This window comes from Rhizobium sp. GCM10022189 (assembly GCF_042656325.1).
GTDB lineage: Bacteria > Pseudomonadota > Alphaproteobacteria > Rhizobiales > Rhizobiaceae > Rhizobium.
The window spans coordinates 1-26376 of the sequence record NZ_JBHSOR010000037.1 but is presented as its reverse complement, the minus strand read 5'-3'; the positions used below and the strand labels follow the sequence as shown (position 1 = coordinate 26376).

General features: G+C 61.8%; 21 protein-coding genes. 9 read left to right on the top strand and 12 right to left on the bottom strand.

Translation table 11 applies throughout. The features are described 5' to 3' along the window. Positions 1 to 11 precede the first annotated feature (11 nt). The 3 genes from ACFPWW_RS13480 to ACFPWW_RS13470 are packed head-to-tail and all read right to left on the bottom strand — an operon-like array spanning position 12 to position 3216. Entirely contained in the window at positions 12 to 938 is a 927-nt protein-coding gene (locus tag ACFPWW_RS13480; RefSeq protein ID WP_377312026.1) for an ABC transporter permease, read from the bottom strand. Further along, complete coding sequence (locus tag ACFPWW_RS13475; protein ID WP_377312025.1) at positions 938 to 2068, bottom strand: ABC transporter permease; 1131 nt, start codon at positions 2066 to 2068, stop codon at positions 938 to 940. The genes ACFPWW_RS13480 and ACFPWW_RS13475 overlap by 1 nt, the downstream gene beginning before the upstream one ends. A gap of 20 nt (positions 2069 to 2088) precedes the next feature. Then, positions 2089 to 3216 (bottom strand): BMP family ABC transporter substrate-binding protein, encoded by a 1128-nt coding sequence (locus tag ACFPWW_RS13470; protein ID WP_112756152.1) that lies wholly within the window; start codon positions 3214 to 3216, stop codon positions 2089 to 2091. A 295-nt stretch (positions 3217 to 3511) separates the two neighbouring features. On the opposite strand from ACFPWW_RS13470, the gene ACFPWW_RS13465 reads away from it, so the two are divergent. Both ACFPWW_RS13465 and ACFPWW_RS13460 read left to right on the top strand, forming a co-directional pair. Then, positions 3512 to 4231: a GntR family transcriptional regulator gene (locus ACFPWW_RS13465; RefSeq protein ID WP_112757650.1), complete on the top strand. Its 720-nt coding sequence runs from the start codon at positions 3512 to 3514 to the stop codon at positions 4229 to 4231. 119 nt (positions 4232 to 4350) lie between these two features. After that, positions 4351 to 4725 (top strand): DoxX family protein, encoded by a 375-nt coding sequence (locus ACFPWW_RS13460; protein ID WP_377312023.1) that lies wholly within the window; start codon positions 4351 to 4353, stop codon positions 4723 to 4725. Positions 4726 to 5116: 391 nt separating this feature from the next. Here the strand turns inward: ACFPWW_RS13460 and ACFPWW_RS13455 are convergent, their stop codons facing one another. The 8 genes from ACFPWW_RS13455 to ACFPWW_RS13420 all read right to left on the bottom strand — a co-directional run bounded on the left by ACFPWW_RS13455 (position 5117) and on the right by ACFPWW_RS13420 (position 14479). Then, positions 5117 to 6178 (bottom strand): porin, encoded by a 1062-nt coding sequence (locus ACFPWW_RS13455; RefSeq protein ID WP_112704490.1) that lies wholly within the window; start codon positions 6176 to 6178, stop codon positions 5117 to 5119. A gap of 489 nt (positions 6179 to 6667) precedes the next feature. Further along, positions 6668 to 8347 carry an ABC transporter ATP-binding protein gene (locus tag ACFPWW_RS13450; RefSeq protein WP_377312021.1) on the bottom strand — a complete coding sequence of 560 codons (1680 nt, stop codon included), beginning with the start codon at positions 8345 to 8347 and terminating at the stop codon, positions 6668 to 6670. Continuing rightward, the gene (locus ACFPWW_RS13445; RefSeq protein WP_112572351.1) at positions 8344 to 9288 is read right to left on the bottom strand and encodes an acetamidase/formamidase family protein; all 945 of its coding nucleotides are present in this window, start codon (positions 9286 to 9288) and stop codon (positions 8344 to 8346) included. Before ACFPWW_RS13445 ends, ACFPWW_RS13450 begins: the two co-directional genes overlap by 4 nt. 65 nt (positions 9289 to 9353) lie before the next feature. Continuing rightward, a complete protein-coding gene (locus ACFPWW_RS13440) occupies positions 9354 to 10973 on the bottom strand; it encodes an ABC transporter substrate-binding protein (RefSeq protein WP_112704493.1) in 1620 nt (539 codons plus the stop codon). 25 nt (positions 10974 to 10998) lie between these two features. After that, positions 10999 to 11919 (bottom strand): ABC transporter permease, encoded by a 921-nt coding sequence (locus ACFPWW_RS13435; protein ID WP_377312020.1) that lies wholly within the window; start codon positions 11917 to 11919, stop codon positions 10999 to 11001. Next, positions 11919 to 12767 (bottom strand): ABC transporter permease, encoded by an 849-nt coding sequence (locus ACFPWW_RS13430; protein WP_112572344.1) that lies wholly within the window; start codon positions 12765 to 12767, stop codon positions 11919 to 11921. Before ACFPWW_RS13430 ends, ACFPWW_RS13435 begins: the two co-directional genes overlap by 1 nt. Beyond that, on the bottom strand, positions 12768 to 13349 hold the full coding sequence (locus ACFPWW_RS13425; RefSeq protein ID WP_112572342.1) for an ANTAR domain-containing response regulator: 582 nt from the start codon (positions 13347 to 13349) through the stop codon (positions 12768 to 12770). Continuing rightward, positions 13346 to 14479 carry a transporter substrate-binding protein gene (locus ACFPWW_RS13420; protein ID WP_377312019.1) on the bottom strand — a complete coding sequence of 378 codons (1134 nt, stop codon included), beginning with the start codon at positions 14477 to 14479 and terminating at the stop codon, positions 13346 to 13348. Before ACFPWW_RS13420 ends, ACFPWW_RS13425 begins: the two co-directional genes overlap by 4 nt. 408 nt (positions 14480 to 14887) lie before the next feature. On the opposite strand from ACFPWW_RS13420, the gene ACFPWW_RS13415 reads away from it, so the two are divergent. Then, positions 14888 to 15700, top strand: a complete 813-nt coding sequence (locus ACFPWW_RS13415) for an IclR family transcriptional regulator (RefSeq protein ID WP_377312018.1) — start codon at positions 14888 to 14890, stop codon at positions 15698 to 15700. 66 nt (positions 15701 to 15766) lie between these two features. On the opposite strand, the gene ACFPWW_RS13410 is transcribed toward ACFPWW_RS13415, so the two are convergent. Next, positions 15767 to 17956 carry an alpha-amylase family protein gene (locus tag ACFPWW_RS13410; protein WP_377312017.1) on the bottom strand — a complete coding sequence of 730 codons (2190 nt, stop codon included), beginning with the start codon at positions 17954 to 17956 and terminating at the stop codon, positions 15767 to 15769. Positions 17957 to 18483: 527 nt separating this feature from the next. Between ACFPWW_RS13410 and ACFPWW_RS13405 the strand changes: the two genes are divergently transcribed. The 6 genes from ACFPWW_RS13405 to ACFPWW_RS13380 form a co-directional block, all read left to right on the top strand. Then, positions 18484 to 19578, top strand: a complete 1095-nt coding sequence (locus tag ACFPWW_RS13405; protein ID WP_377312016.1) for a LacI family DNA-binding transcriptional regulator — start codon at positions 18484 to 18486, stop codon at positions 19576 to 19578. A 244-nt stretch (positions 19579 to 19822) separates the two neighbouring features. Further along, the gene (locus ACFPWW_RS13400) at positions 19823 to 21418 is read left to right on the top strand and encodes an ABC transporter substrate-binding protein (RefSeq protein ID WP_162712958.1); all 1596 of its coding nucleotides are present in this window, start codon (positions 19823 to 19825) and stop codon (positions 21416 to 21418) included. Between the two features lie 110 nt (positions 21419 to 21528). Then, positions 21529 to 24090 (top strand): hypothetical protein, encoded by a 2562-nt coding sequence (locus ACFPWW_RS13395; RefSeq protein WP_377312015.1) that lies wholly within the window; start codon positions 21529 to 21531, stop codon positions 24088 to 24090. Between the two features lie 94 nt (positions 24091 to 24184). Further along, positions 24185 to 25120, top strand: a complete 936-nt coding sequence (locus ACFPWW_RS13390) for an ABC transporter permease (protein WP_377312014.1) — start codon at positions 24185 to 24187, stop codon at positions 25118 to 25120. Then, positions 25120 to 26001 carry an ABC transporter permease gene (locus tag ACFPWW_RS13385; RefSeq protein ID WP_112572325.1) on the top strand — a complete coding sequence of 294 codons (882 nt, stop codon included), beginning with the start codon at positions 25120 to 25122 and terminating at the stop codon, positions 25999 to 26001. Before ACFPWW_RS13390 ends, ACFPWW_RS13385 begins: the two co-directional genes overlap by 1 nt. Next, positions 25998 to 26376 (top strand): ATP-binding cassette domain-containing protein (locus tag ACFPWW_RS13380; protein WP_377312013.1); only part of this gene is annotated, 379 nt, incomplete at its 3' end. The genes ACFPWW_RS13385 and ACFPWW_RS13380, both read left to right, overlap by 4 nt.

The window sequence follows — 26376 nt, the reverse complement described above, 5'->3', positions numbered from 1 at the left end:
CCTTTCATTGCTTATTTGGTCAGGGAAAGCGCGCCGGGCGCGCCGGCGAGCGAACGGGTGGGCGAGGAGGTCGCGATCATGATGACCAGCGTCAGCACGTAAGGGGCGGCGTAGAAGAGATAGTAGCCCTGTGTGACGCCGACGGATTGCAGCGCCGGGCCAAGTGCGCCGGCGCCGCCGAAGAGCAGGGCGGCGAGGAAACAGCCGATCGGGTTCCAGCGGGCGAAGATCACGAGCGCCACGGCCATAAGGCCCTGGCCGGAGGAAATGCCCTCGTTCCACGAGCCCGGATAATAGAGCGACAGATAGGCGCCGCCGATGGCCGCCAGCGAACCGCCGATGGCGGTTGCCAGCAGTCGCACGCGATCCGGATTGATGCCCATGGCGCGCGCGGCATCGGTGCTGTCGCCGACGACGCGCAGGATGAGGCCCACGCGGGTATTCCTGAAGGCCCACCAGAGAACGAAGGCGAGGGCAGCACCCAGCAGGAAGAGCACGTTGATGTTCAGCGCTGCCTGGATCTGCGGCAAGTTCGACCAGAAACCGAGGGGGATGGCCGGCAGATGCGGCGCTGCCGGCTGGATGAAGGGCTTGCCGAGGAAGAAGGCAAGGCCGAGCCCGAACTGCATCATGGCGATGCCGATCGCGATATCGTTGACCTTCGGCCATTTGCAGATCCAGCCGTGGACGAGGCCGAAGATCGCGCCCGTTGCCATGGCCGCGAGCACACCGAGCCAGGGCGAATTAGTCATCACGGCGACGGCATAGGCCGTCATCGCGCCGAAGACCAGTGTCCCTTCAAGCCCGAGATTGATGCGGCCGGAGCGCTCGGTAATCGTCTCGCCGAGGCTGACGAAGATGAAGGGCGTGGAGACGCGGATGGCGCCTGCGAGTATGGCAAGGGGCACGCCCCATATGCCGATGCCGGTCTCTTCCATCAGAGGCTCCTTTTCCAGAGGTCGGGATTGAAGATCTTGAAGCGGCCGTAGAAGGTCTCGCAGAAGAGGATGACGATGAAGAGCGTGCCCTGCAGCACGAGCACGGTGGCATCCGGCAGACCCATGCGGCGCTGGATAAGGCCGCCAGAAGCATCGATGCCGCCGAGCAGGATCGCGACCGGAATGATCGCCAGCGGATTGTGCCGGGCAAGGAAGGCGACGAGGATGCCGGTATAGCCATAACCGGCGGCAAGCGAGGCATTGGCGCTGCCTTGCACGGCCGCGACCTCGATCATGCCGGCGAGGCCCGCAAAACTTCCGGCGATTGCGGTGAAGCCGGCAATCAGTTTGCCGACCGGCAGGCCCTGGATCTGGGCGGCACGTACGTTGCCGCCGGCGATGCGCGCGGCGAATCCGTAACTCGTCACCTCGATCAGGATCCAGGAGAGGATGCAGGCGACGATGCCGATGACGAGACCCCAGTGCACGTCCATGCCGGGAATGTTGCCGAGCATATAGTCTGCCGGCAGCGGCTTGGTCGAAGGCTTGTTGAGACTGGCGGGATCGCGCAGCGGTCCTTCGACAAACTGGTTCATCAGCGCGATCGCGATATAGGAGAGCAGCAGCGAGGAGATCGTCTCGTTGACGCCGCGATAGTGGCGCAGGAAACCGGCAAGGCCGATCCAGATGCCCCCGACCGCCATCGCCGCGACAGCCATGAGAATAAGGGTCGGGAGAACGGGTGCCGTGCCGGCAAGCGGCATGGCCATCGCCGCGGCGGCAACGCCGCCCAGCACGACCGCTCCTTCACCGCCGATGATGACGAGGCCGAGGCGGGCGGGCAGGGCGACGCAGAGTGCCGTCAGGAGAAGGGGTGCGGCACGACTTAAACTGTTCTGCACCGAAAACCAGCTGCCGAAGCCGCCGGTATACATAAGCTGGAAAAGCATCGCCGGCGACTTGCCGATCGCCAGGATGAAGAGAGAGAAGAGCCCAAGACCGATCAGGATGGCCGCAAGGCCGATCACCACAGGTTCGGCATGGCGCGCGATCCATTCGAGGATGGGGCGCAGCGATGCAGGTTGTTCGGAAGCGACTGATATTGCGGGATCATTGGCCTGAACAGTCATGGCGCTTCTCCCTCTGCGGTTTACGCCGTGGACCCGACGACGCCCTCGACGAGGTAATTCATGCTTTCGAGCTCGATCGCGTCTTCGGCGTAGCTCTTGTCGGCAGTCACGACCGTATTGCCCTTGTTATCCTTGAGCGGTCCCTTGAAGACGGAGAAGCCGCCCTTCATCATCTCGGCATGGGTCGCCTCGAAGGCCTTGCGGCCTGCCTCGGAGACACCGGGGCCAAGGGCGCTCATCTTGACGAACCCGTCCTTCAGGCCGCCGCGCACAAAATTGCCGAGTTTCTCGCCGGCCTGCGCCTTCTTGACGAAATCGCTATAGACATTGCCCCAGGCCCATTCGGCGCCAGTGAGATATTTTTCAGGCGCAAGCGGGCTCTGATTGGCGTGATAGCCGCAGACGAAGGCGCCGCGGCCGGCGGCGGTTTCCACGACGACCTTCGGGCTGTCGACATGGCAGGTGATGACGTCGGCGCCCTGATCAACCAGCGCGTTCGTGGCTTCGGCCTCCTTGACGGCGAGCGACCATTCGCCGGTGAAAATCACCTGGCAGGTAATGGTCGGATCGACCGAGCGCGCACCGAGCAGGAAGGCGTTGATGTTCTGCAGAACCTGCGGGATCGGCTTGGCGGCCACGAAGCCGAGCTTCTTGCTCTTCGTTGCATGGCCGGCGGCAATACCGTTCAGATACTGGCCCTGGAAAATATAACCGAAATAGGAGCCGGTATTGGCCGGGTTCTTGCCTTCCTGCCAGAGGCCGCCGCAATGGCGGAACTGGATATCCGGATATTTGGCGGCCATGGCCAGCATATGCGGATCGAAGTAACCGAAGGATGTCGGGAACAGCAGGGTCGCGCCATCGAGGTTGATCATCGATTCCATCGTCTTCTGGACATCGACCGTCTCCGGCACATTCTCTTCCTCGACGACGGTGATGCCCGGCAACGCCTTGACGACGGCAGCGCCCTCGGCGTGCGACTGGTTGTAACCATAATCATCCTTCGGACCGACATAGATGAAGCCGACAGTCAGGGCAGTCTGCGCAAACGCGGGCGCGGAGAGAAGGCCGGGGACGGCGCCGACCAGCGCGGTGGCGGCAGATGCCTGGAGAAAATGGCGGCGGTTCATGGAAAGGAGTTTGGTCATCGGAATGCTCCCCTTGCGGCGGTTTTGCCGGTTCAATTGGTTACGAAAAAGTGTATGCAATGGCCGTGCCAAATTTTATTGCGTTGAATTTATTGGATATATTCTGATGGCTTCGGGGCGCGATAAAAAGTGTATGCAATTTTTAGTCATGCAAGATCAAAAACTATGCAGGGTCTATAAAATCAGCTGATTTCCACGCCAGATGTCTTTGTCTTCTGTGTCGTGGTAAGTAATTTCTATTTTTATGTAATTGAAACAGCTGTTTACCGCGATGTTTGACTTTGCGACGCGAACGATGCATGTGTATGCATTCAAAATTCACGGACAGAATCACTCCTTGAAGCAGGTCAGGCGCAGAGAGATTGTCAGGGCAGGAACGACCGTCGAGCAGATGGTGCGGGCGATTGCCGATATGATCGTGACCGGGCAGATGTTGCCGGGCGACAGGCTTGACGAGATCTCTCTGGCGGCCCGTTTCGACGTGTCGCGCACGCCGGTGCGCGAGGCGCTTCGCGAACTCGGCGCAATGGGGCTGGTCGACCGGGAGCCCAACCGCAGCGCTGTCGTCACCACCGTAACCGAGACCTATCTGCACTCGATGTTCGAGGCGATGGCGGAGCTCGAAGGTGTTTGCGCGCGTCTGTCCGCCGAGCGGATGACGGTTGACGAACGGCGTGTCCTGGAAATCGAACATCGTGCTTCCGCGCGCCTCGTGCATCAGGGTGCGGAAGAGGACTACGCCATTCACAACACGGAGTTCCACACGCGGCTTTATCGCGGTGCGCATAACGAGCATATCTATGAGCTGGTGACGCAGAGCCGGGCTCGGCTGGCGCCGTTCCGCCGGGCGCAGTTCCGTCTGCCGGGGCGGCTTGCGAAATCCTATGACGAGCACGACATGATCGTCACTGCGATCATGCGTGCAGATGGTGCAGCCGCAGCAAAGGCTGCCTATTCGCATGTGGAAATTGTCAGCGATGCCAGCGTTGTTTTTGCCTCGGCGAGAGAGAAGTAGCTGCCGCGGACATATTGGCTGCGAGTCGGACCCTGGCGGCCAAATTCCCGATTGCGGGATTTCGCCTGAATTGACAGCATCCGGCCGGGCTGTGACCGGCAATTGAAGGGGCAGCGACAGTGTCGATCTGGATTGGGCGAATTCTGTCAGAGGTGGTCGTTGTCCTGCTTCTTGCCGATGCGGCCACAAACCTCTTTGCGCCTGACTTCATAAGGGCGGAAATGGACGCAACCGGTTTTCCCGTCAATCTCGCCCCGGCGCTCGGCATTATCATCGCGATCTGCGCGATCCTCTATGCCGTTCCGAAGACGGCCTTTCTCGGCGCCATATTGGTAACGGGTTTTCTCGGCGGCGCTATCTGCACGCATTTCCGCCTGGGCGAGTTCTTTACGCCGCCCCAGATCATCTGCCTGCTTCTCGGCATTGCCGCATGGGGCGGCCTCTATCTGCGCGACCCGAGATTGCGCCAGTTGATACCGTTGAGCTTGGTCTGAGCGCCTGGTGATTTCGTCCCGGGTATGGGACGGCTGCCATCGTGGCCGCTCTTGTCTGGGACAGGCACAGGCAAGCGCTACGGCCGCCAGGGCGACCATAGCGCTTGCCTGCTGCGATCCATTCAGAAGAAAACCGGCGGCTGAGTTCTTCAGACCCTCAGCCACCGGCAAAGACCCCGTCTGTCCGACAATCCAATCGCGTCAGGTAAAAAGCTCGCCCTCGGATGAGGGCGAGCCAAAACCATCTACAGGAGTGGAATTCTGTATCGATGGGTGAGGCCGATCCGGCAGGGAACCGGATCGACCTCTTTCTTCTGAATTGGAGGTCACCAAACCAGAAGCTCGTGATGAAAAACCCCGAGATGCGATCCCGGGGCTTTCAATATTCAGCTTAGAACGAGCGCTGCAGACGGAAGTAACCCGTCGTGGAGTCGTCGCCATCTTCCGGATCGAGGTACTGGACGGAAGCCTTGGCGTAGAAGTTGTCGACGATCTGGTAGTCAACCGTCAGACCAGCCTTCCAGGCATCGCCGGTACCCTCGAAGTCGTTGGGAACGGTGTCGAACGCGCTGGCGCCGCCGATGTAGTTACCGTAGTACTGAACGCCGGGGGTGATCTTCAGCTTGTCCGTTGCCTTGATGGCGTATTCGGCAGCAACTGCCCATTCAGCCGTCGAGTAGTAGGAGTTCGGGCCGCTGGAGTAGACAACTGCGAGGCCGAGCGTGCCCGGTCCGAGTTCAGCCGTACCCATAGCGCGGATAGCGCCGTCTTCGTTGTCGAAGTCCCAGCCGCCGGTGATCTGGTAGCTGAAGGCGCCAGCCGTGCCGCCGATGCCGAAGGCAACGCCGACGTTGTTCGGGCCGTCGTCCGGGATCAGGTCGCCGTCGGCATCGAACGTATCGCCCTGGTAAACACCGTCTTCCAGTTCGTCGACGCTGAGGCCAGCGTAGAAGGAACCGGTTTCGTACTGATAACGGATGGAGTTATGCAGCGTTACGACGGAACCGATGTCGTCCGTTTCGCCGGAGAGACCATCGTCCCACCAGGAGTAGAAGAGACCAGCGCGGAAGCCTGCGACATCGAGGTAAGCGGAGTCGAGGATCGTTTCCTGGTCCGTTGCGTTGTCGGCATTGGCCTGGAGAACGATAACGCCGGTGAGCGGGCCGTATTCGGTGTCGCTCTTGGCGGTGAACTGAACCTGACCGCGGGTTTTAGCATCCCAGTCGGAGTCGCCACCGGTGCCCGGGCCAACGTCAACCTGGAAACGGATGTAACCTTCGATCTTCAGGCAGGTTTCCGTGCCCGGGATATAGAAGTAGCCGGTACCGTAGGCGTCGCAGACGCGAACGTATTCAACCGGTTCCGGCTCGGCAGCGACGATAGCGTCTGCTGCGAATGCCGGTGCAGCGATGAGGGCAGCTGCAGAACCAAGCAACATCATACGAATGTTCATGGAAAGCCAATCTCCTAAGTTCGAGTGCGTTCCACGAAAGAACGTCCCCTCTGATAAAACCCGATCAATTCGGTAAGACCTAAAATAACCGAAAGGGGGGAGGGCTCAACAATGAATGCTCCCATTTTGTAGAGAATTCTAACTAAACCGTGGTGTGTGTGACAGAAGTACAACAGTCGTCAGACGGGTATTAACAAGTGGTAAAAAAGGAATTGCGAAATATCGCTATATTAGCGTGACTTAGGCGAAATCGGCCGCCCGTGAACAGGCACATGGCCTGCCGCTCAATGTGGAAATATATCTAAGGCCTATCGTCGTGCGGGTATGTATTTACACATCCGGGTGGCAAAGCAGCCGCAAATTGCGGCCCGCAGACAGGGGATGGACGGCAGGCGCGGCCAACGCTCGACCGTGCTGCGAACCGCTCTTAGCCATGATTCGACAGGGGGACTCACAATTGCGCGGCGGCTCCAGGGACGCTTGTGCCGCTTATCCCAGCCCTGCGCGTCGTGCCTCCGGATCGGGGATCGGAACGGCGGCCATCAGGGCCTTTGTGTACTCCTCTTGCGGATGCTCGAAGATCTGGCGGCGGGTTCCCGTTTCGATGATCCTGCCGCCGCGCATGACCGCGACCTTATGCGACATGCGTTCGACGACCGCCATGTCATGCGAGATGAAGAGATAGGAAAGCCCCATGCTTTCCTGCAGTTCCAGCATCAGGTCGAGCACGCGGGCGCGTACGGATACATCGAGCGCGGCGACACTTTCGTCGGCGACGATCAGCTTCGGTTCGAGCGCCAGGGCACGCGCAATACAGATGCGCTGGCGCTGGCCGCCGGAAAATTCGTGCGGATAGCGTGTGGCTGCGTCAGCGGTCAGGCCGACACGGCGCAGGAGGTCGGCCACTCTATCCTGCCGCTCGGATCTGCCGGCAATGCCGTGGATGACCAATGGCTCGGCAATCGCCGCGCCGACCGCCATGCGCGGATCGAGCGAGGCATAGGGATCCTGAAAGATCATCTGTGCCGTGCGGCGTATCGGCTGCATCTCGCTGTGGCTCAGGCCGGCGATGTTGCGGCCATCGATGAGCACGTCGCCGGTAAAGGGAATAAGGCCAAGCACGGCCTTGCCGGTCGTCGATTTTCCCGATCCGCTCTCGCCGACGAGACCAAGTGTTTCGCCCGGCAGGATATCGAAGGAGACGTCGCTGACGGCCGCGGCCGGCGCCTTGCCCTTGAAGAGAAAACGCGCAGCGCCGCCATAGGTGACGTTGAGGCCGCGGACATTGAGGACCGGGGTCCGGTCTGGATGAAGTGTTTCGACGCTGCGCGGCGTGATGCGCGGCGGACCGTCCGTGCCGGCAAAGGCGCCAAGGCGCGGTACGGCCGAGAGCAACTGTTGCGTATAGGTCTGACGCGGTGCGCGGAAAATGCCGATGGCAGGACCTTCTTCGACGATGCCGCCATTCTGCATGATGATGACGCGGTCGGCCATTTCGGCGACGACGCCCATGTCATGGGTGATCAGGATGATCGACGTGCCGAATTCCGACTTCAGTTCCCGCATCAGCTTGAGGATCTGTGCCTGCACCGTCACGTCGAGCGCGGTCGTCGGCTCGTCGGCAATCAGCACCTTGGGACGGCAGGAGAGCGCCATGGCGATCATCACGCGCTGGCGCATGCCGCCGGAGAGTTCATGCGGATATTGCTTGAGGCGTTTTGCCGGATCGGTGATCTGCACGGCATCGAGCATCTGCAGCGCGATCGCCTCGGCATTCTCGCTGCCCTGATGCTCGCGGATCGCCTCCGTCAGCTGCGCCCCGATCGACATGACCGGGTTGAGCGATGTCATCGGCTCCTGGAAGACCATGGCGATATCGCCGCCGCGCACGCTGCGCATGGCCCGGTCGGAAAGCTTCAGCAGGTCACGTTCGCCGAGCATGATGCTGCCGGAGGCGACCGTAAGCGAGGCCTTCGGCAATAGGCCCATGATCGACAGCGACGTTACCGACTTGCCGGACCCGGATTCCCCGGCGAGGCAAAGCGTTTCGCCGCTGGCGAGATCAAAGCCGATATCCTTCAGAACCGGTTTGCGTCCGTCAGGTGTTCTCGCATCGACATTGAGATTGCGAACGCTGAGGATAGGCGCGGCGGGCTTGGCTTCCATCACGCGAATACGATCCTCGGGAAGTAGAAGGAGACGACCCAGTTCGGCATGTCGACGATTTCGCTGATGCGCAGATCGCCGCAGACCGAGCAGAGCAGATAGGCATCGACGGCGCTCATGCCGTGCTCGGCCGTCAGCAGATCGATCATGCGCATGACGCTTTCGCGTGCGCCGGTCATCAGGTCGGGACCGATGCCGGTGGTGACTTCGTAGCCGGCACCATCGAGATGGCGGCTGACGGGCTCGGTGGTGGTGAAACGTGGCGTCTGCAGGCGCGCATCCTTGACGAGTTCGATCGTCGCCTCGACATTCATCTGGCTTTCGATCGCCGTGCCGCAGACTTCGCCGTCACCCTGGGCGGCATGCGTGTCGCCGATGGAGAAGAGCGCGCCCTCGACCTCGATCGGCAGATAGAGCGTGACACCGGCGGTCAGGTCGCGAATATCCATGTTGCCGCCGACGCGGCGCGGCGGCACGACGGAATGCGTGCCCGGCTCGGCCGGGGCAACGCCGATCGTGCCGGCGAAGGGCTTCAGCGGCACGCGGCCGCCGGGACCGTAGAGGGCCGGCGTCATGCTGCTGGCGTCATAGGACCACACATGCAGCGCCGGTTCCTTGAACTGGTCGGCAAGCAGGCCGAAGCCCGGAATGTTGGCGGTCCAGCCGGTGCCCGAGGGGATGAACTTGCGCAGCGTCACCTTCAGCGCGTCACCGGGCTTGGCGCCCTCCACATAGATCGGGCCGGAGACCGGGTTGATCTTGCCGAAATCCAGATTGTTAAGCGTCTCCAGCGTCGCATCGGCGCCGAGCTGACCGCCGGAAGAATCCAGGCATTCGAAATGGATCGTTTCGCCCGGCTTGGCGACGACAGCGGGTGCGAAATCCTTGTTCCAGCCGAAATTATGCTGGGCGCGGTGAATCGTGTGGGTGCAGGCAATGCACATGGGTGTCTCCCTCGATTTTGTGGAGCCTTCCCGACACGGCCGGGAAGGCATTGTCCGCTTGAGGCCTATTGCTTCACGTAGATCGCGTCGTAATTGATGACGCGGGTCGGATCGATATAGATGTTGTCAGCGCCGCCCATGCGCAGCGACTTGGCGACGACGCGGCGCTCGTTGATGACCGGAACCCATGGCGCGTCGGCCATGATGTCGGTGAAGATCTTGCCCCAGGCCGCCGTGCGCTCGGCCGACTTTGCCGGATCGGACATGGAGTCGGCGGCCACCGCACGCTTGTCGAGATCGGCATTGCAGTACCAGGACCAGTTCCAGCCGCCCTGAACGGCGCCGGCGCAGCCGAGGATCGGGCCGTAGAAGTTGGACGGATCCGGGAAGTCGGCGATCCAGGCCATGCCGCCCGACCAGATCATCGGCGCTTCGCCTTCCGTGCCGCCGGCCGAAATCACGTTGGCCTGCGCGAGAGCGCGCACTTCGGCCTTGATGCCGATGGCTGCGAGATCCTGCTGGATCGCCTGGGCGATACGCGGCTGCGGATCGGTATTGGTCGAGTAGAGGACCGTTTCGAAGCCGTCCGGGAAGCCTGCTTCCGCCAGCAGCGCCTTCGCCTTGGCGACGTCGTAGCTGTAGCCGGTGAAGGACTTGTCGTAACCCGGCATCAGTGGCGGCAGCGGCTGGTTGGCGGGCGTTGCGCGGCCGTTCAGGATGCGGGTGATGCGCTCCTTGTTGATCGCCATATTGACGGCCTGGCGCACCTTGACGTTGTCGAAGGGCTTTACCTTGGTGTTCAGCGTGATGTAGCCCGTATGCAGCTGCTCGCCATCGACGATCATCTGTGCGCCGTCGGCGGAGTTCTTGATTTCCAGGAACTTGGCCGGCGGAATGCCGTCGCCGGCAATATCGACCTCACCCTTCTGCAGGCGCAGCAGGGCGACCAGCGGCTCCTGGCCGACTTCGACCTTGAAGCTGTCGAGATAGGGCACGCCCTTGACGAAATAATCCTTGTTGCGCTCGAAAACGAGCTGCTGGCCGATCGTCCAGTCCTTCAGGATGAAGGTGCCGGAACCGACAGGCTTCTTGCCGAAATCGCCGCCGGCGGCTTCGACGGCTTCCTTCGGCACGACCGAAGCGAAGTTGATGGCCAGCACATGCAGGAAGGTCGCGTCGGGACGCGACAGGTGGAAGATGACGGTGCTGTCATCGGGCGTCTCGATGCCCGAAAGAGTCTCGGTCTTGCCGCCGGTCTCATCCTCGAAGCCCTGGATGGCACCGAAGAAACCGGCACCCGGCCCCTGTGTCTTCGGGTTGACGGCGCGTTCGATCGAATATTTCACGTCGGACGCGACGACTTCGCGGCCGTTGGAGAATTTCACGCCCTTGTGCAGCTTGAACGTATAGGTGAGGCCATCGGGCGACACGGTGAAGCTTTCGGCCAGCGACGGCACCGGGTTCGGCGTGCCCGGCGCATAGTCCATCAGGCGTGAATAGAGGCTCTTGATCATCGACCAGTTGACCCAGTCGTAACCGATGGCCGGGTCGAGCGTGGTGATGTCGTCCTTATAGGTGACGACGATGTCGCCACCCTGCTTGGGCGTTTCCTGTGCGGTGGCGGCGAGGGGGGCGAGCGCCACCATCGTTGCCATGGTTGTGTGTCGAAGCCAGCGTTTGAACATTCGGGTTCCCCTTCTTTGGTTGCTGTCAACGTGTACGGATACGTGGATCGATGAGTGGCGCCATCAGATCGGCCAGCAGGTTGCCGAGGACGATGGCGAGTGCCGATGTCAGCGTGACGCCCATGATGATCGGTATGTCGACCTGCTGGATGGCCTGCCATGCAAGCTGGCCGATGCCGGGCCAGCCGTAGACGGCCTCGACCACAACCACGCCGCCCATGAACTGGCCGATATCGATGCCGATCATGGCGATGATCGGCAGGATGGCGTTGGGCAGGGCGTGGCGGAAGATGATGCGGCGTGAGGACAGGCCCTTGGCCCGAGCGGTGCGAACATAATCCTGATTGAGCACATCGATCATGGCCGATCGCACCATGCGTGCATACCAGCCGGCGCCAAGCACGCCGAGGGTGGTGGCTGGCAGCACGACATGGGCGAAGGTGCCATAGCCGCTCATGGGCAGCCATCCGAGCGTTACGGCAAAGACGTATAGAAGCAGCAGGGCGACGACGAATTGCGGCGCTGAAACCCCGACGAAAGAGGCGGTCATGACAAGCCGGTCGACGAATCCGCCGCGGCGCACGGCGGCAATCGTGCCGAGTGTCAGCCCGAGAGCCACTTCCACCAGAATGCCTGAGAGCATGAGGACCAGCGTTGCCGGCAGACGGGCGGCAATGAGCGTCCAGACCTCGGTCTTCTGCGCATAGGAGCGGCCGAGATTGCCGCGCAGAAGATTGCCCAGATAGGTGCTGAACTGGATGAGCAGCGGCTGATCGAGCCCGAGTTCGTGGCGGATATTGGCAACCGTCTGCGCGGTGGCGCTTCGGCCGGCGATCATGCGCGCCGGGTCTGCCGGGAGTGCATAAAGCAGCACGAAAGTGATGGCGGCGACGCCGAGAAGGATGAGCGCGGCCTGGACCAGCCGACGGAGGATGAGGAAGATCATCAGCCTCTCCCGCGCTGGGTCGGGTCGAGAATGTCGCGCAGCGCATCCCCGACGAGATTGAAGGACAGCGCCGTCAGAAGAATGATCGCGCCGGGGAAGAAGACCAGCCAGGGCGCAGCCTGGAAATAACTCTGGCTTTCGAAGATGATATTGCCCCAGGAAGGCTGCGGCGGCTGCACGCCGATGCCGAGGAAGGAGAGGGTCGCCTCGAGCAGTACGGTGGTCGCGATGCCAAGCGTGCCCCAGACGATCGCCGTCGGTACGAGATGCGGCAGGATGTGCAGGAAAAGCACGCGCATGTGGCCGGCACCGAGCGAGCGTTCGGCCATGATGAAATCGCGTTCCACCAGCCCACGCGTCTCCGTATAGACGATGCGGGCGACCTGCACCCAGTTGACGAGCGCAATCACCATGGCGACGATCCACAGGCTTGGCCGCAGCAGGGCAGCAAGCACGATCGCCAGCAACAGCGCCGGGAAAGCCATCATCAGGTCGGTGAAGCGCATCAGGATATTGCCGACGATGCCGCGCATGTAACCGGCAAGGATGCCGACGAAGAGGCCGATCGCGACCGCGATGCCGTTGGCGACAAGGCCGATCACGAGCGAGGTGCGCGCGCCAAACAGCATGCGCGAAAAGAGGTCGCGGCCAAGCGTATCCGTGCCGAGCAGATAGGGGCCGCCGGGCGGTAGCGGGGCGCCTTCCAGCGACAAGCCGTCGAACATCTGTTCATCGGGGTTGAAGGGCGCGATCCAGGGGGCCGCCACGGCAAGGCCGATGACAACAAGCACGACGATTAGGCCGAAAAGGGCAGCTGGCTGCCTCAGGATGGCTTTCAATGCACGCATTCAACCCGCCTCCGGCAGCGGTTCTATGCCGCCGAGGATGAAGGCGGCGATCTGTTCCATTGGCAGGCGGCGGCGCATGGCGCAGTTGCGCAGGATCGAATAGGCGCGTTCCTCGTCGACCCCATGCGCCTTCATGAGTTTCTCGACAGCCGCATGCACGAGCGGTCGCAGGCGCACGCGCTCCTCAAGATATTGAAGACGCTCAGTGACACCCTTGCGCTCCTGGTGGATGGAAACCGCCATGACGAGAGCCGGATAGACGGCGGAGGCGGCGATCGGTTTGGCGATGATCGCGCCGGCACCCTGGCCGAGCGCCCAGGCGATGCGGCCGGGCGCTTCCGAGCCGAGCAGCGCGACGATCGGGCAGGTCGGGGCGGCTCCACTCCAGGGAAGCAGGCCGTCAAAACCCTGGTCGGCATCGACGATCACGAGATCCGGCACGCTCGCGGCCGAAAGCGGCGCCCATTGCAGGGTCGCCGAAAGCCCGAGAAGCCGCAACTGACGGATCAGCCTTTCCGTATTGCCATCCTCGCGGTGCAGGACGACGGCGTGCCAACCGGCGAAATTGGGTGTTTCCTTCATGATACCACCCGTAATTTCGGCGAGACCGTCTTGTTGCGGCCGGTCAGATAGGGATCGGCGGCAAGCGGCGGGCGCGAGGCGATCACGTCGAAACCGTTCCTGACGTTGATGCGGCCAAGATGGAAGGGCAGGGCCGCATGATTTGTTTCACGGTCAATAGTGAGCGCGCCGAAGGGTGTTGCCCAGGTCCGGCCGTACAATTCCCGACGCACGGCGGAGGGCTCGTCGCCATCGGCCGCCACGATTGCATCGACACAGAGGCGCACGGCGGTATAGGCGCTGGCAAAGACGCTGGAGATGCGGCGTTCGGCGCCGAAATGGGCGATGATCCGCTGCTTGAATTCGGCATTCTCGGAGGTGGCGACACTGTCGAAATAGGAGGCAGCACAGAGCTGGCCGACCGCCGCCCCCGGCGCGATATCGTCAAGCTCGCATTCCATCAGGTCGCAGCTGACGACCGGGCAGTTCTCAGGCCGGAAGGCCGGGTCGCGATCGGCAAGCCGGCGGATCGCCTCGTGGAAAGCATAGCTCGACGGGCCGATCAGATTGTTGAGGATGAAACTCGGGCGGCGCTGCTCGATATCGGCGACGATACGCTCGACCGCGGTTTCCTCGAGCGGCAGGTAACGTTCGCCGAGCACCTCGCCGCCGGCATTGGTCGTCAGCTCGCGGGCGAGCCGGTTCATTTCCCAGCCCCAGACATAATTGGCGCCGACCAGATAGGGCCGGTTGCCATAGCGCGGGATCAGGTGCTCGAAGAGCGGTAGGAGGTGCTGGTTCGGGCAGCCGCCGACATAGATGACGTTTTCGTTCGCCTCGAAACCCTCATAGGGGCACATATACCAGAGCAGGCCATCATGCTTTTCGATAAGCGGGATAACCTCCTTGCGGGCAGCCGAAGTTATGGTGCCGACGATATGGCGGCAGCCGGCGCGCAGCAGATGGCGCGCGCCGTCGAGATAGGCGGCCAGATCGGCTCGCGGGTCGAAGAAGACGGGTTCGACGGGGCGGCCGCTTTCGGCAGCAAATTCGGCGATTGCGAATTCCGCGCCGTCGCGCGCGTCGCGCCCCATCGAGCCGTAAGGACCCGTGGTCGAGTAAAGAATGCCGATTTTCAACGCATCATTCATCTGCAAGCCAAAAACCAAAAACCCCATGAGGCGTCCCATCCGCGACGGGGGCCATCATGGGGCGAAACTGCCCAGCGACTGTCGAAGTCATGTAAAATGCGGTGCACTATCTGCCTAATCCGCAAGCATGAATAAAATACAGGCACCTCTCTTTTGTCAAGCACGCTTCGGCTGAATAATGGCCGGTCGGGCCAGATCATTTGCCGCGCCCGCCGGCCCTTGAGCTGGCGCGATTTCGCGCTGTGGAGAGGTCCCGGGTTTTGGCTCCCGCCGGTGCACGATCCCGTGAAGTTCGGGATTTTCTGGCGCTACAACGAACTCTTCGCCGTTGACGCTCTCGAATGGTAGCGTTACCATCTATGTTGACAGCGCCGGAGAACGCCCGAAAATTCGCAATGGAGGAGACGCATGGGAGAGCATGTGGAGGAGAAAAGTCTTCACGGGCGCGTTCAATCGATCGACCGCGCCATGATGCTGCTTGAGGCGATGGGAATGGATGAGGATGGCAACCGTCTGGTTGATCTTGCCAGCCGCACGGGCCTGGCACCTTCCACGGTCCACCGCATTCTGACGACGTTGGAGCAGTGGCAATTCATCCAGTACAATCCGAACGACCGCATGTGGCATATCGGCCGGCAGGCCTTTGCCATCGGCTCGGTCTTCACCCGCCAGAGCAATCTTGTCGCCACCGCACTCCCCTATCTCAGGCGGCTGCGTGACCAGACGCGCGAAACCGCCAATCTCGGCTTCGTTCAGGACGGTGAGGTCGTTTTCGTCGATCGCGTCGAGAGCCGCGATATTACCCGCACTGTCGCGCGCGTCGGCAGCCGGGTCCCGATGACGGCATCCGCCATGGGCAAGGCCATTCTCGCAACCTATTCGCAGCAGGATCTGGAGGCGGTCTTTTCGCGCGAGGGGAGCCGGCGCTTTACCGCCAATACGTTGAGGGATCAGGCGGCGCTGCGGGCCGATCTCGAAAGAGTCCGGGCGGACGGTTATGCTATCGATGACGAGGAACTGGTCCCCGGCCTGCGCTGCGTGGCCTCTGCCGTCTATAATCATCAGGGCGAAGCGATCTGTGCCATATCGCTGTCGAGCCTCGCCTCGCGGATCACACCGCAGAGGATTCCGGTGCTCGGGCGCTTGCTCGCCGAGACTTCGGCGCAGTTGACGGCGGCTCTCAGTGGGGAGATGCCGCCGTTCAACGCCATTGCGAGCTGACACAAGACACTGCGCTCGCCTGCACGAACCCGCCGGCTCTGTCAGCCGGCGGTTCTCTTTGACCGGTCAGGACCAGTCGACGACGATCACTTCATGGTCGAGCACTGCACCGACATCGATGGCGATCTCGCTGCCTTCGTCACGGACCTTGACCGTTTTTCCGGCCACCCTGAGACCCGCATCCGAAGCAGCCTTGCCGGCCGGTTTGCGCAGGCGCAGCGTCACCGGCCCGATTGGTACAAGCTCGTTCTGGCGCCCCGGCACGCGGGAGACCAGCACGCGGTTGTTCAGGTGAACGATCTGCCGTTTATCCTGCTGGTAGAGCGTTGCCGTGATGAGGCCGTGCGTGCCTTCAAGCCGCAGAAGCGAGCGGTCGGCAAGCATCCAGCGCACGGCATTGGTGATCAGGCGCGCATGCTCGAACTGGTCGTCCCGAGCATAACAACGGTCGAGATCGGCGACGAACCAGACGAACTTGCCCTTGCCGTTCTCGCGAACGGTAATGGCAGGCACATCCGAATAGGGCTGCCGCATCCACGAGGTTTCCGGCGGATAGATAGGGAAATCCGGAATGAAGGTCGCGAGCACCTTGACATCGTCGTCGACGCTGACGATCGGCAGATAGCCGCCGAAGGGCAGGGTGTCGGTCTCTTCCAGGCCGGCAAGCACCGGATGGCGGCTTCCCTCAGCCTTCGGCGCCGTCCTGTCCGAGGGGCCGTGCACACCGGCACGCAGTTCGGGCGAGAGGCGCAGATAGGTGTGGCGCGCGCTGGTTTCGATATCGGGATTGGCGGCTTCGAAATCGCCATGCGCACCGGTCTTGCGGTGAACGCCGAAAAGCTTGGCAAGGGCGAAATCCGTGCGGCGGTCGCCATACTCGCTGTAGAGGCTTGCCTCCGATGATGCGATGACCGAGGCGCCCCCTGCGGCGAAGGCTTCGACCGCGGCAACCTGCCCATCCGACATGGCCGCGAGGTTGGGCAGAACCAGCACGCTGAAGCGCCCTGCCGCCTTGCCGATGTCATCGGCATTGACGGGCAGATAGGTAATGCCGGCACGATCGAGCGCCCGCGTCGTGCCCCTGTAGGGATTCATCGTGCGGTCGTTCGCCTTGTCGCGGCCGTGATAATCATGGTTGTTCTGCGACCAGACGACGCCGACATCGGCCTGCGGCTGGCGGTTGATGAGGATATCCTGGTTCGCCTCGTGCCATTTGAAGATCGGCTCGGCGGTCTTGTACTGGCGGCGGTCCTCATGCAGCGAGCCGATATGATGCCACCAGGGCTGGATGCCGCCGGCAAAGCCGGAGGAAGACCAGAGGCGCACTTCGGCGGGCGGCATGCTGGCGAGACGGAAGGCCGGCGAGCCAAGCTGATATTGCGGCGTGCTTTCAGGGATCAGCTTATCCCAGCCGCCAACTTCATGCAGCCGCTTGCCGGTTTCGGTATTGTCCTCGAAGCCGTCGATCAGGTTGCGGCGCTGATGGTCGAGCATGACGATCGGACTGCGGGCAAGGATTTCCTTGAGATCGATGAAACGATTGCCGTTGTTGAGGATATCCCCGCTGATCATGCCCATCCAGCAGCAATCCTTGCCGCCGACTTCGGTCGTCACCTTGTTGTTGAACTCCCAGAGATCCGTGCGGCGCTTGTAGTTCCAACGGATCCAGCGGCGATAGTTCTCGTCGGCCCAGTCGTGGCGGCGGGGCAGGTCGACACCCGACCAAGCGAAGAATTGCTCGGTGCAGTGGCGGCAGTAGCAGATGTTCTTGCGCGGAATGCCGGCCCAGCTGTTGTCGGCAAAACCGTCCGGCCTGGTGCGCTCGATGATTTCGCGCATGATGCCGGGCAGGTATTCGCTGTAGTAGGGCGAGTTGATGCAGGTCACGTATTTGTCGGCCTGCCGGTAGGGCTTGCCGTCAATATCGAGGCAGATCCAGTCCGGATGAGCGCGATAGAAATCCTCGGCGACGCGGTTCGAATCCATGCGCGCGATGACCTTCAATCCTTCTTCGCGTGCGGCCTTGACGATCTCGCCGTAAAGATCCCGGTCGCCTAGCGTAACCGCCTTGTGATGCAGCGGAAATTTCGTCGGATAGTAGCTGACGATGCCGCCGGCGTTGATGATGACGCCTTGAACGCGCGTCTTGCGCCAGTGCTCCCGCCACCACTGATCGTCGTAGCGAGCCGGGTCGATCTCGACCAGATTGGTCTGTCCCCATCGCAACGCCGTCTTGTACCAAGGCTCCGATCCCATGACTGTTTCCACCCTCGTTTCAGTTGGTTCGCATCGCCAAACTAGATGAAAGCGTCGCTTAGTCGCCGACTTTTCCCGGAAATTCCACGATACGGAAAATCCCGGCAAACTATTCGATGGTCATCCGGAAATGTGTTCAAACAGTTGCGCGGCGCCGGCGGGCCGCGGAAGCGCTCGTTGTCGCGCCAAGGGTTCGTAAACGCGCAGTGTCGCAAGGGCCGATCACGGCCGTCTTCCGTGACGGCGTCAAATCCGGGCCGGACGAGATCGCCCGCCTTGTGCCCGCTCTGGAAGAGGCCCGCCTTTTTGACAGTGTAAGCAGGGTGCGCATAAACTCACTCCCGTAACGCCAGCGTGCCGCCGCCTCCGCAGGGACATTGGACTTTTTGCCCGGTCGGGCTGGTTTGTGCCTGCGTTGACTCCGATGTTGCTTTTTGGAATTGACATATTCGTTTTGAGTAATGCCTGCGAAACCTTCCAGGGAAGGCGAACGGCGCTGTTCCGAAATGCTGCGAGGGGAGAAAAGATTGCGAAGCCGACGGACCGATGGTCGTCCCACGATTGCCGATGTTGCGCGCCTTGCCGGTGTCGGGGCGATTACGGTGTCGCGGGCGCTGCGCGATCCGAGCCAGGTTTCCGCCGCCCTGCGCGCCAATATCGACAAGGCCGTGAGGGAGCTGAACTATGTGCCCAATCTCAGCGCCCGCGCACTTGCCTCCGTCAGGGCAGATGTCATCGGCGTGCTGGTTCCTTCGCTGACCCAGAATATCTTCTCCGACGTCCTGCGCGGGGTCTATGACGGTGTCGAAGGCACCGAGCTGCAGATCCAGATGGGCAATACCCGCTACCAGCCGGAAGAGGAGGAGCGGCTGATCGCCCAGATGCTGCGACAGAAACCGGCGGGCATGATCGTTTCGGGCACGGAGCAGAACGACCGCTCCCGCGAGTTGCTGGAGAATGCCCGCTGCCCGGTCATCCAGATCATGGACCTGACGGACAAGCCGATCGATACGATCATCGGCTTTTCGCACTATGAGGCCGGCCGGGCGATCACCCGCCACCTGATCGAAGCCGGCTACCGGCATATCGGCTTTTTGAGCGGGTGGCTGAACGGCCGCTCCTTTGGCCGCTATACGGGGCTGAAAGATACGCTGACGGAAGCCGGCATCTATAATCCGAGCTACATTTCGCCGATCGACAGGAGCGACCATATTCCGGAAGGTGTCGGCTGGGAAACGCCTCGCTTTGCAACGCCTTCGACGGGCCGCAAGCTGATGGCCGACCTTCTTGACGCCAATCCGGATATGGATGCTGTCTTCTGCAATAACGACGTCATGGCGCTTGGCGCGCTCTTCGAATGTATGGAACGCGGCATCCGCGTGCCGGAAGATTTCGGCATTGCCGGCTTTAACGATTTCGACATCATGGAAGCGGCCTATCCTTCCATTACCAGCGTGCGCAGCCCCCGCTGGGAGTCCGGCTACAATGCCGTCATGGCGCTGCGCCGCCGCCTGAGCGGTGACGACAGCGGAGACCGGATCGTCGATCTGGGCTTCAAGATCCAGAAGCGCGCCAGCACCGACCGCAACGGGGAACTGCGGCGCCGTCTGGCGGGCGGCTGATGCCGGGGCGCCGATTTCCCGGCTGCGGCATATGTCGCAATTTGAATAAGAGCTTTTCCAAAACGCCATAAATCCACGCCCGAACAAACTTGACGCCTCTATCTGGTAGCGCTACCGTGCCCTTGCGTTGCTCGTCGACCCAGAAGACGCCCCAACAATAAAAACACCAGAAATTCAGCGTCAGCCGGGATGCAGCGCCTCGATAAGGGAGGATCTGAGCATGGCGATTACTCGGCGTAGATTTATGGAGAATTCTGCGGCTGCCGTTGTCGGCGCCGGCATTGCGGCGAGCTTCGGCCCGGCCGCTTTTGCGCAAGCCACCGATACATTGAAAATTGCTTTTGCAGCCCGCGGTCTCAGGACTATCGATCCTGCGAAGTCGATCCAGGGCGTCGACAACTGGGCGATCATCCATATTTACGACAAGCTCGTCGACCTGCCGCTCTGGAAGTTCCCGGCAACGATCGACGAACTGGTGCCGCGCCTTGCGACGAGCTGGAGTTCGACGCCGGATTCGAAGTCCTGGACGCTGAAGCTCCGCCAGGGCGTCAAATTCCACAAGGGCTACGGCGAGATGACGTCCGAGGACGTCAAGTTCACCTTCGACCGTATTCGCGATGCCGTCCGCGTTGGCGGCGTGCGTCCGAAATTCACCAATATCAGCGAGGTCGTTGCCGACGATCCTTACACCGTGACCTTCAAGCTGGCGCAGCCGGATCCGCTTTTCCTGCTCGGCGTTCTCAGCGACTACGACGCCTCCGTCATGAGCAAGAAGGCCGTCGAGGAAAAGGGCGAGGAGCCGATCGGCCGCGATCCGATCGGAACCGGCCCCTATGTGCTGGAAACGGTCTATCCCGATCCGTCGCAGGGCGTCATGCTGGTTGCCAATGCCGAGCATTGGGATGTGCAGCCCGCAACGCCGAAGCTGCAATGCCTCTATATCGCCGACACGACGGCGCGCACACTTGCGCTGCTTTCAGGCGACGTGCATCTGATCGAGGGCGTGCGCGCCCCCGGCTGGGCTGCTTCCATGTCGCAGCGCGATCCGAACCTCATCTTCGATGTCGTCAGCCCCGGCAGCTTCTTCACCATGCAGGTCAACGTGACGAAGAAGCCGTTCGACGACGTGCGTGTGCGCCAGGCACTGTTCTACGCCATCGACCGCGATGAGATCACCACGGCGATCGCGCCGATCAGCAAGCGCACCTACGGGCTCAACCCGCCCTCCTATCCCGGCGGCTTCACCGCGGAGACCATCCCGGAGGACGTTGCCTACAAGTACAATCCGGAAAAGGCCAAGGCTCTGCTTGCCGAGGCCGGATTCCCGGATGGCTTCAGCTTCAAGAACGATACCTCGCAGCGCGAGGATTTTTCGGCCATCATGCTGATGATCCAGGCACAGCTGCGCAAAGTCGGCATCAACATGGACCTGAACATCAAGGACCATACCGCCTTCCATGCCGACCAGAACATCGGCACCAACACGCTGTCGCAGCAGTCGTCCGCGCTGCCGCCGGTGCCCACGCAGGTAATCGTCACCTATCTGTCGAAGGGGGCCGAGGTTCGCTCGGACGGCAATGGCGGGGCGAATATGAGCCATTACGGTGTCGCCATTCCGGGCATCGACGACCTTCTGGGCAAGGCGCTTGCCGAGCCGGATCTCAGCAAGCGCCTGGAAATCGTCAAGGAGATCGAGATCAAGGCCTTGAAGGATGCGGTCATCCTGCCGGTTTCCAACAACGGCTTCATGATCGTGCGCTCCGAAAAGGTCGATCTCGGCTACGATGTGGTCTCCGGCTACGTGAACTGGCCGCTGACCAAGGCGAAGATCAAGGCCTGAGCGGCCCGAACCGCGAATAGGTTCCGAAATTGTGATCGTGCCCCCGGTCTTAAGGCCGGGGGAGTTGCGCCCTGCGCGCAGACATTGCCCCTATTTTCGCGAGGTCAGACATGGCGCAAGCCGATACTATATCCATCAGCCTTCCGTCAGGCCCGCTTTCGAGTGCGATGGAATGGGCGGTTGAAGAACTGCGCAGCCGTTTGAAGCGGCGCGGTATCAGCCTCTCGGACGGGCGCTCGCCACAAGCGATGTCGGTCGTGGTTGGCGAGGTCGGATCGCCGCAGGCGCCGGCGGCGATGGCGCGCAGCGAGGAAGCCTTTGCCCTGACCCGCGACGGCAATACGATCACCGCATGGGCGCATGATGAAAGGGGCATGGTCTATGCACTGACCGAGCTTGCCGACCGCGTGCGTTATAACAGCGGCGAGGACCTGTTTGAAGGTAAGTTTCCGCTTACAGAAAAGCCGTCGGCCCGCATACGCAGCATGGCGCGGCTGTTCTGCAGCGAGGAAGAGGACAAGGTCTGGTTCTACGACAAGCAGCAATGGCGCGACTATCTCACCATGCTGGCATCGAACCGTTTCAACCGCTTCGCCCTGACGCTTGGCATGGGCTATAACTATCCCTACCACAATCCGTGGATCACCGATGTCTATTTCTACTTCCCCTATCCGTTCCTGCTGAAGCTGCCGGGCTATGATGTCGAGGTTGCCGAGCTCTCCGACGAGGAGCGCGAAACCAATCTGGAGATGCTGAAATTCATCGCTCGCGAGGCGGCGAGGCGCGGGCTGGAATTCCAGCTGGCGCTGTGGACGCAGCGCTATGATTTCGACGACGTACCGCGTGCCAACTACACGGTAACTGGCATAACGCACGACAATCTCGCCCCTTATTGCCGCGATGCGATCACCAGGCTGCTGCGGGAAGTGCCCGAGATCACCGGCCTGACATTCCGCGTTCATGTCGAGGGTGGCATTGCGGAAGGCGAATACGGCTTCTGGAGGCAAGCTTTCGCCGGCGTGGCCGCCGCCGGCCGGCCGGTCGAGATCGACATGCATGGCAAGGGCCTCGACCACACGATGCTGCAGATTGCGCGGGAGTCCGGCATGCCCTTTGCCGCCTCCCCGAAATATCTCGCGGAACATATGGGGCCGCCCTATCACCAGTCCGCCATCCGCAACAAGGAATATCCGCCGGAAGTGGCCCGCAGCGAGCGCGAGCAGCTCAGCGAAGGCTCCCGCAAGTTCCTGCGTTACAGCTATGGCGACCTCTTGACGAAGGACAAGGATTACAAGGTCATCTATCGCATCTGGGCGGGCACGCAGCGCGTGCTGCTGTGGGGCGATCCGGAATTTGCCGCAGGCTACGGCCGCAGCTCCATGTTTGCCGGCTCCGACGGCGTCGAATGGTGCGAGCCGCAGAGCTTCAAGGGCCGCATGGGCACCGGTATTCCCGGTGGTCGCTTCAACTACCAGAAACATGGCCTGCCGACGCGCTACGACTGGCAGAAATACGAATACCAGTATCGCGTCTGGGGACGGCTGCTCTACTGTCCCGACGCGCCGCGCGAAAGCTGGATGCGTTATCTTGAGCATGAATGCGGCGACGCCGCCATCGAGTGCGAGAAGGGGCTCTCCTGGGCAAGCCGCGTGCTGCCGCTGATCACCCTGACGCACGGCCCCTCGGCCTCCAACAACCACTATTGGCCGGAGATCTACACCAATCTGCCGCTGGTCGAAGGTTCCGGCCGCCGCGCCTACGCCTTCGATATGGAAGGGCCGGTCCGTTTCGGAAATGCGCCGACTTTCGATTCGTTGCTCTTTGCCAATGCGCGCGAATATGCCGAGCTTCTGCTCGCCGGAAAATCGTCGCACCGCTACACGCCGCTCGATGTCGCCGACTGGCTGGAGGAGATGGCGGAGGGCTGCGAGGCGGCGCTGAGCAGGGTGAAGACAACCGAAAGCTACGGTTCTGCCGCCGTCCAGCGCATCATGATCGACGTGCAGATCTCGGCCGCCATTGCCCGCTTTTTCGCCGAGCGCTTCCGGGCGGCTTGCTGGGCGGAGCTGTTCATTGCCACCAAGGTTACGACGCTGATCGAACCTGTCATCGATCACGCGAGGCGCTCGGTCATGGCCTGGCAGGTGGCGGCCGATGTCTCTCGCGACATCTATCACGACGACCTGACCTACGGTCCGCAATCCTGGCTGCGCGGCTCCTGGCAGTCCCGCCTGCCGGAGATGACGGCCGAGGTGCTCGATCTGGAGTCGCTGCGCGGCGCCGGCAAGTTTGAAACTGTGCAAGCCGACGAGCAGGTATTGGCCGCCGTAAGGGCGCTCAAGGCCCGTCAGCCGGTCATCGCCAGCCGGTCGGGTGTTTCTGCGCCGTCGAAATTCAAAGCCGGCGTGGCCATCACGGTGCGGATTGATGAAACGGTGGACGAGGAACCGGTGCTGCACTATCGTCACGTCAATCAGGCCGAGCGCTGGAATTCGGCGAAGATGACACGGAATGGCAATGGCTTTGCCGCCACCATTCCCGGCGAATACACCGACTCCAAGTTTCACCTGCAGTTTTTCGTCAGCTCGAGGAGGGGCGGACGAAGCGTGCTTTCACCGGGTCTCGAGGACAATCTTTCCAACGAGCCCTACTATACCGCGCTGCAGGACTGAACACGGCAGGACCATCACGGGCGTTCGCCGGTGGGAGCGCCGGCATCGCCAAAGGAGGAGACCGCTCCGGCGGTGACAGGGAGGAGACGGATCAGTGACCCGGTATCTCTTGCTCAGGCTGGCGGACGCCATTCCGACCATCCTGCTCGTTTTGACGCTCGTCTTCATCGCCATGCGCATCCTGCCGGGCGATCCGGCGATTGCGGCTCTCGGCGACAATGCCACGGCCGAACAGCTCCAGCTCTTTCGTGAGCGCATGGGGCTGAATGCTCCCCTCTGGCAGCAATATATCAATTTCGTCATCGGCACGCTCAGCCTCGATTTCGGCCGTTCCGCCATGACCGACCAGCCGGTGCTCGGCCTGATCGCCTATAACCTCCCCTATACGATCGAGCTGACGATCGTCGCGATGATCATGGGTATCGTCGTCGGCGTGCCCTTCGGCGTCTGGGCGGCCACGCACCGCAATGGCCTGCCGGATTCGGCCATGCGCGGTTTCTCTCTGCTCGGTTATGCCATTCCCGATTTCTATCTCGGCGCGCTTCTGCTGATTACCTTCGCGCTCAATCTCGGCTGGTTTCCGATCAATGGCGGCGGCACGGGCTTTATCGACCGTATGTATCACGTGTTCCTGCCGGCGCTGACCCTTGCGCTCGTCAAGGCGGCCTTCATCGGCCGCCTGACCCGTACTTCGTTGCTGGAGGTGATGGGCCGCGACTATGTGCGCACGGCCCGCGCCAAGGGTGCGCGTGAGACGCGCGTCATCTATCGCCATGGATTGCGCAATGCGCTCTTGCCGCTGACGACCGGGCTTGGCCTCAGCATGCTCGCCACACTTTCCGGCTCTGTTGCGATCGAACTCGTCTTCAATCGCCCCGGTATCGGCAAGCTGCTGATCAGCGCCATTTCCGAGCGCGACTACGGTGTGATCCAGGGCGGCGTCGTCGTTTTTGCGATGTTCGTGGTCCTGATCAATCTGGCGATGGACCTCGTCTACATCGTCGTCGATCCGAGAATCCGGGTGAAGTGATGGCCACGACCGAGCAAGCTCCCCAGATCATTGCCGACGATCACCGGCTGGCAGACGCGTTCCGCCATATCCTCTATGGGCGCATATCGACCAGTTTTGCGTTACTCGTGGTGGTGGTCTTCATATTCGTCGCCGCCTTCGCGCCCTGGCTCGCGCCCTATGATCCGCTCGCCCAGAGCATCCTGGCGATCAACCAGAACCCCTCGGCAGCCCACTGGCTCGGCACCGACCAGTTCGGGCGCGACGTTCTCTCGCGCATGATCTACGGTTCGCGCAACTCGCTGATCTTCGGCTTCATCTCACCGGTTCTGGCGGCGATCTTCGGGACGCTGCTCGGCGTCACGGCCGGGTATTTCGGCGGCATCGCAGACCGCGTCATCTCGCGGCTGATCGACCTGCTGCTTGCCTTTCCGGAACTGCTGCTTGCCATCATCATCGCAGCCGTGCTCGGCGGTGGCTTCTGGAACATCATCGCCGTCATCACTGTCGCTTTCATCCCCGGCTTTGCCCGTGTGGCCCGCGCCTCGACGCTCGCCGTCAAGCAGGAGCCGTACGTGGAGGCGGCAGTCGCCGTCGGCGTGCGCACGCCGACCATCATCTTCCGGCACATCATCCCGAATATCGCCGCCCCCATCGTCGTGCTGATGACGCTTTGGGTCGCTTCAGCCATCCGTCTCGAAGCCTCGCTCAGCTTCCTCGGCATCGGTACCCAGCCGCCGAACCCTAGCTGGGGCAATATCATCCGCGACGGCCTCAACAATCTCTTCGGCTCGCCCTGGCCGATCATCGGCGCCGGCATCGCGATCACGCTCGTCGTCCTCTCCTTCAACCTGATCGGCGATGCGGTGCGCGACGTGCTCGATCCGGAGACGGCGCAATGAAGCAGCCCTTGCTGAGTGTCGAGCATCTTAAGGTGGAATTTGGAACGCCGACGAACCCGATCGTGGTCGTCGATGATTTGAGCTTCGAGATCGAGGCCGGGGGCGCGGTCGGTATCGTCGGCGAATCCGGCTCGGGCAAGTCGATCACGTCGCTGGCGATCATGCGGCTGGTGCCGGAACTCTGTCGGATCTCCGGCGGCAATATCCGTTTCGAGGGGCATGATCTCCTGAAACTGCCGGCAAGTGCGATGCCCGAGATCCGCGGCCGCGACATCGCGATGATCTTCCAGGAGCCGATGAGTTCGCTGAACCCGGTCATGACGATCGGCGACCAGATCGGCGAGGCGATCAAGCTGCATGAGAAGATGAGCCGCG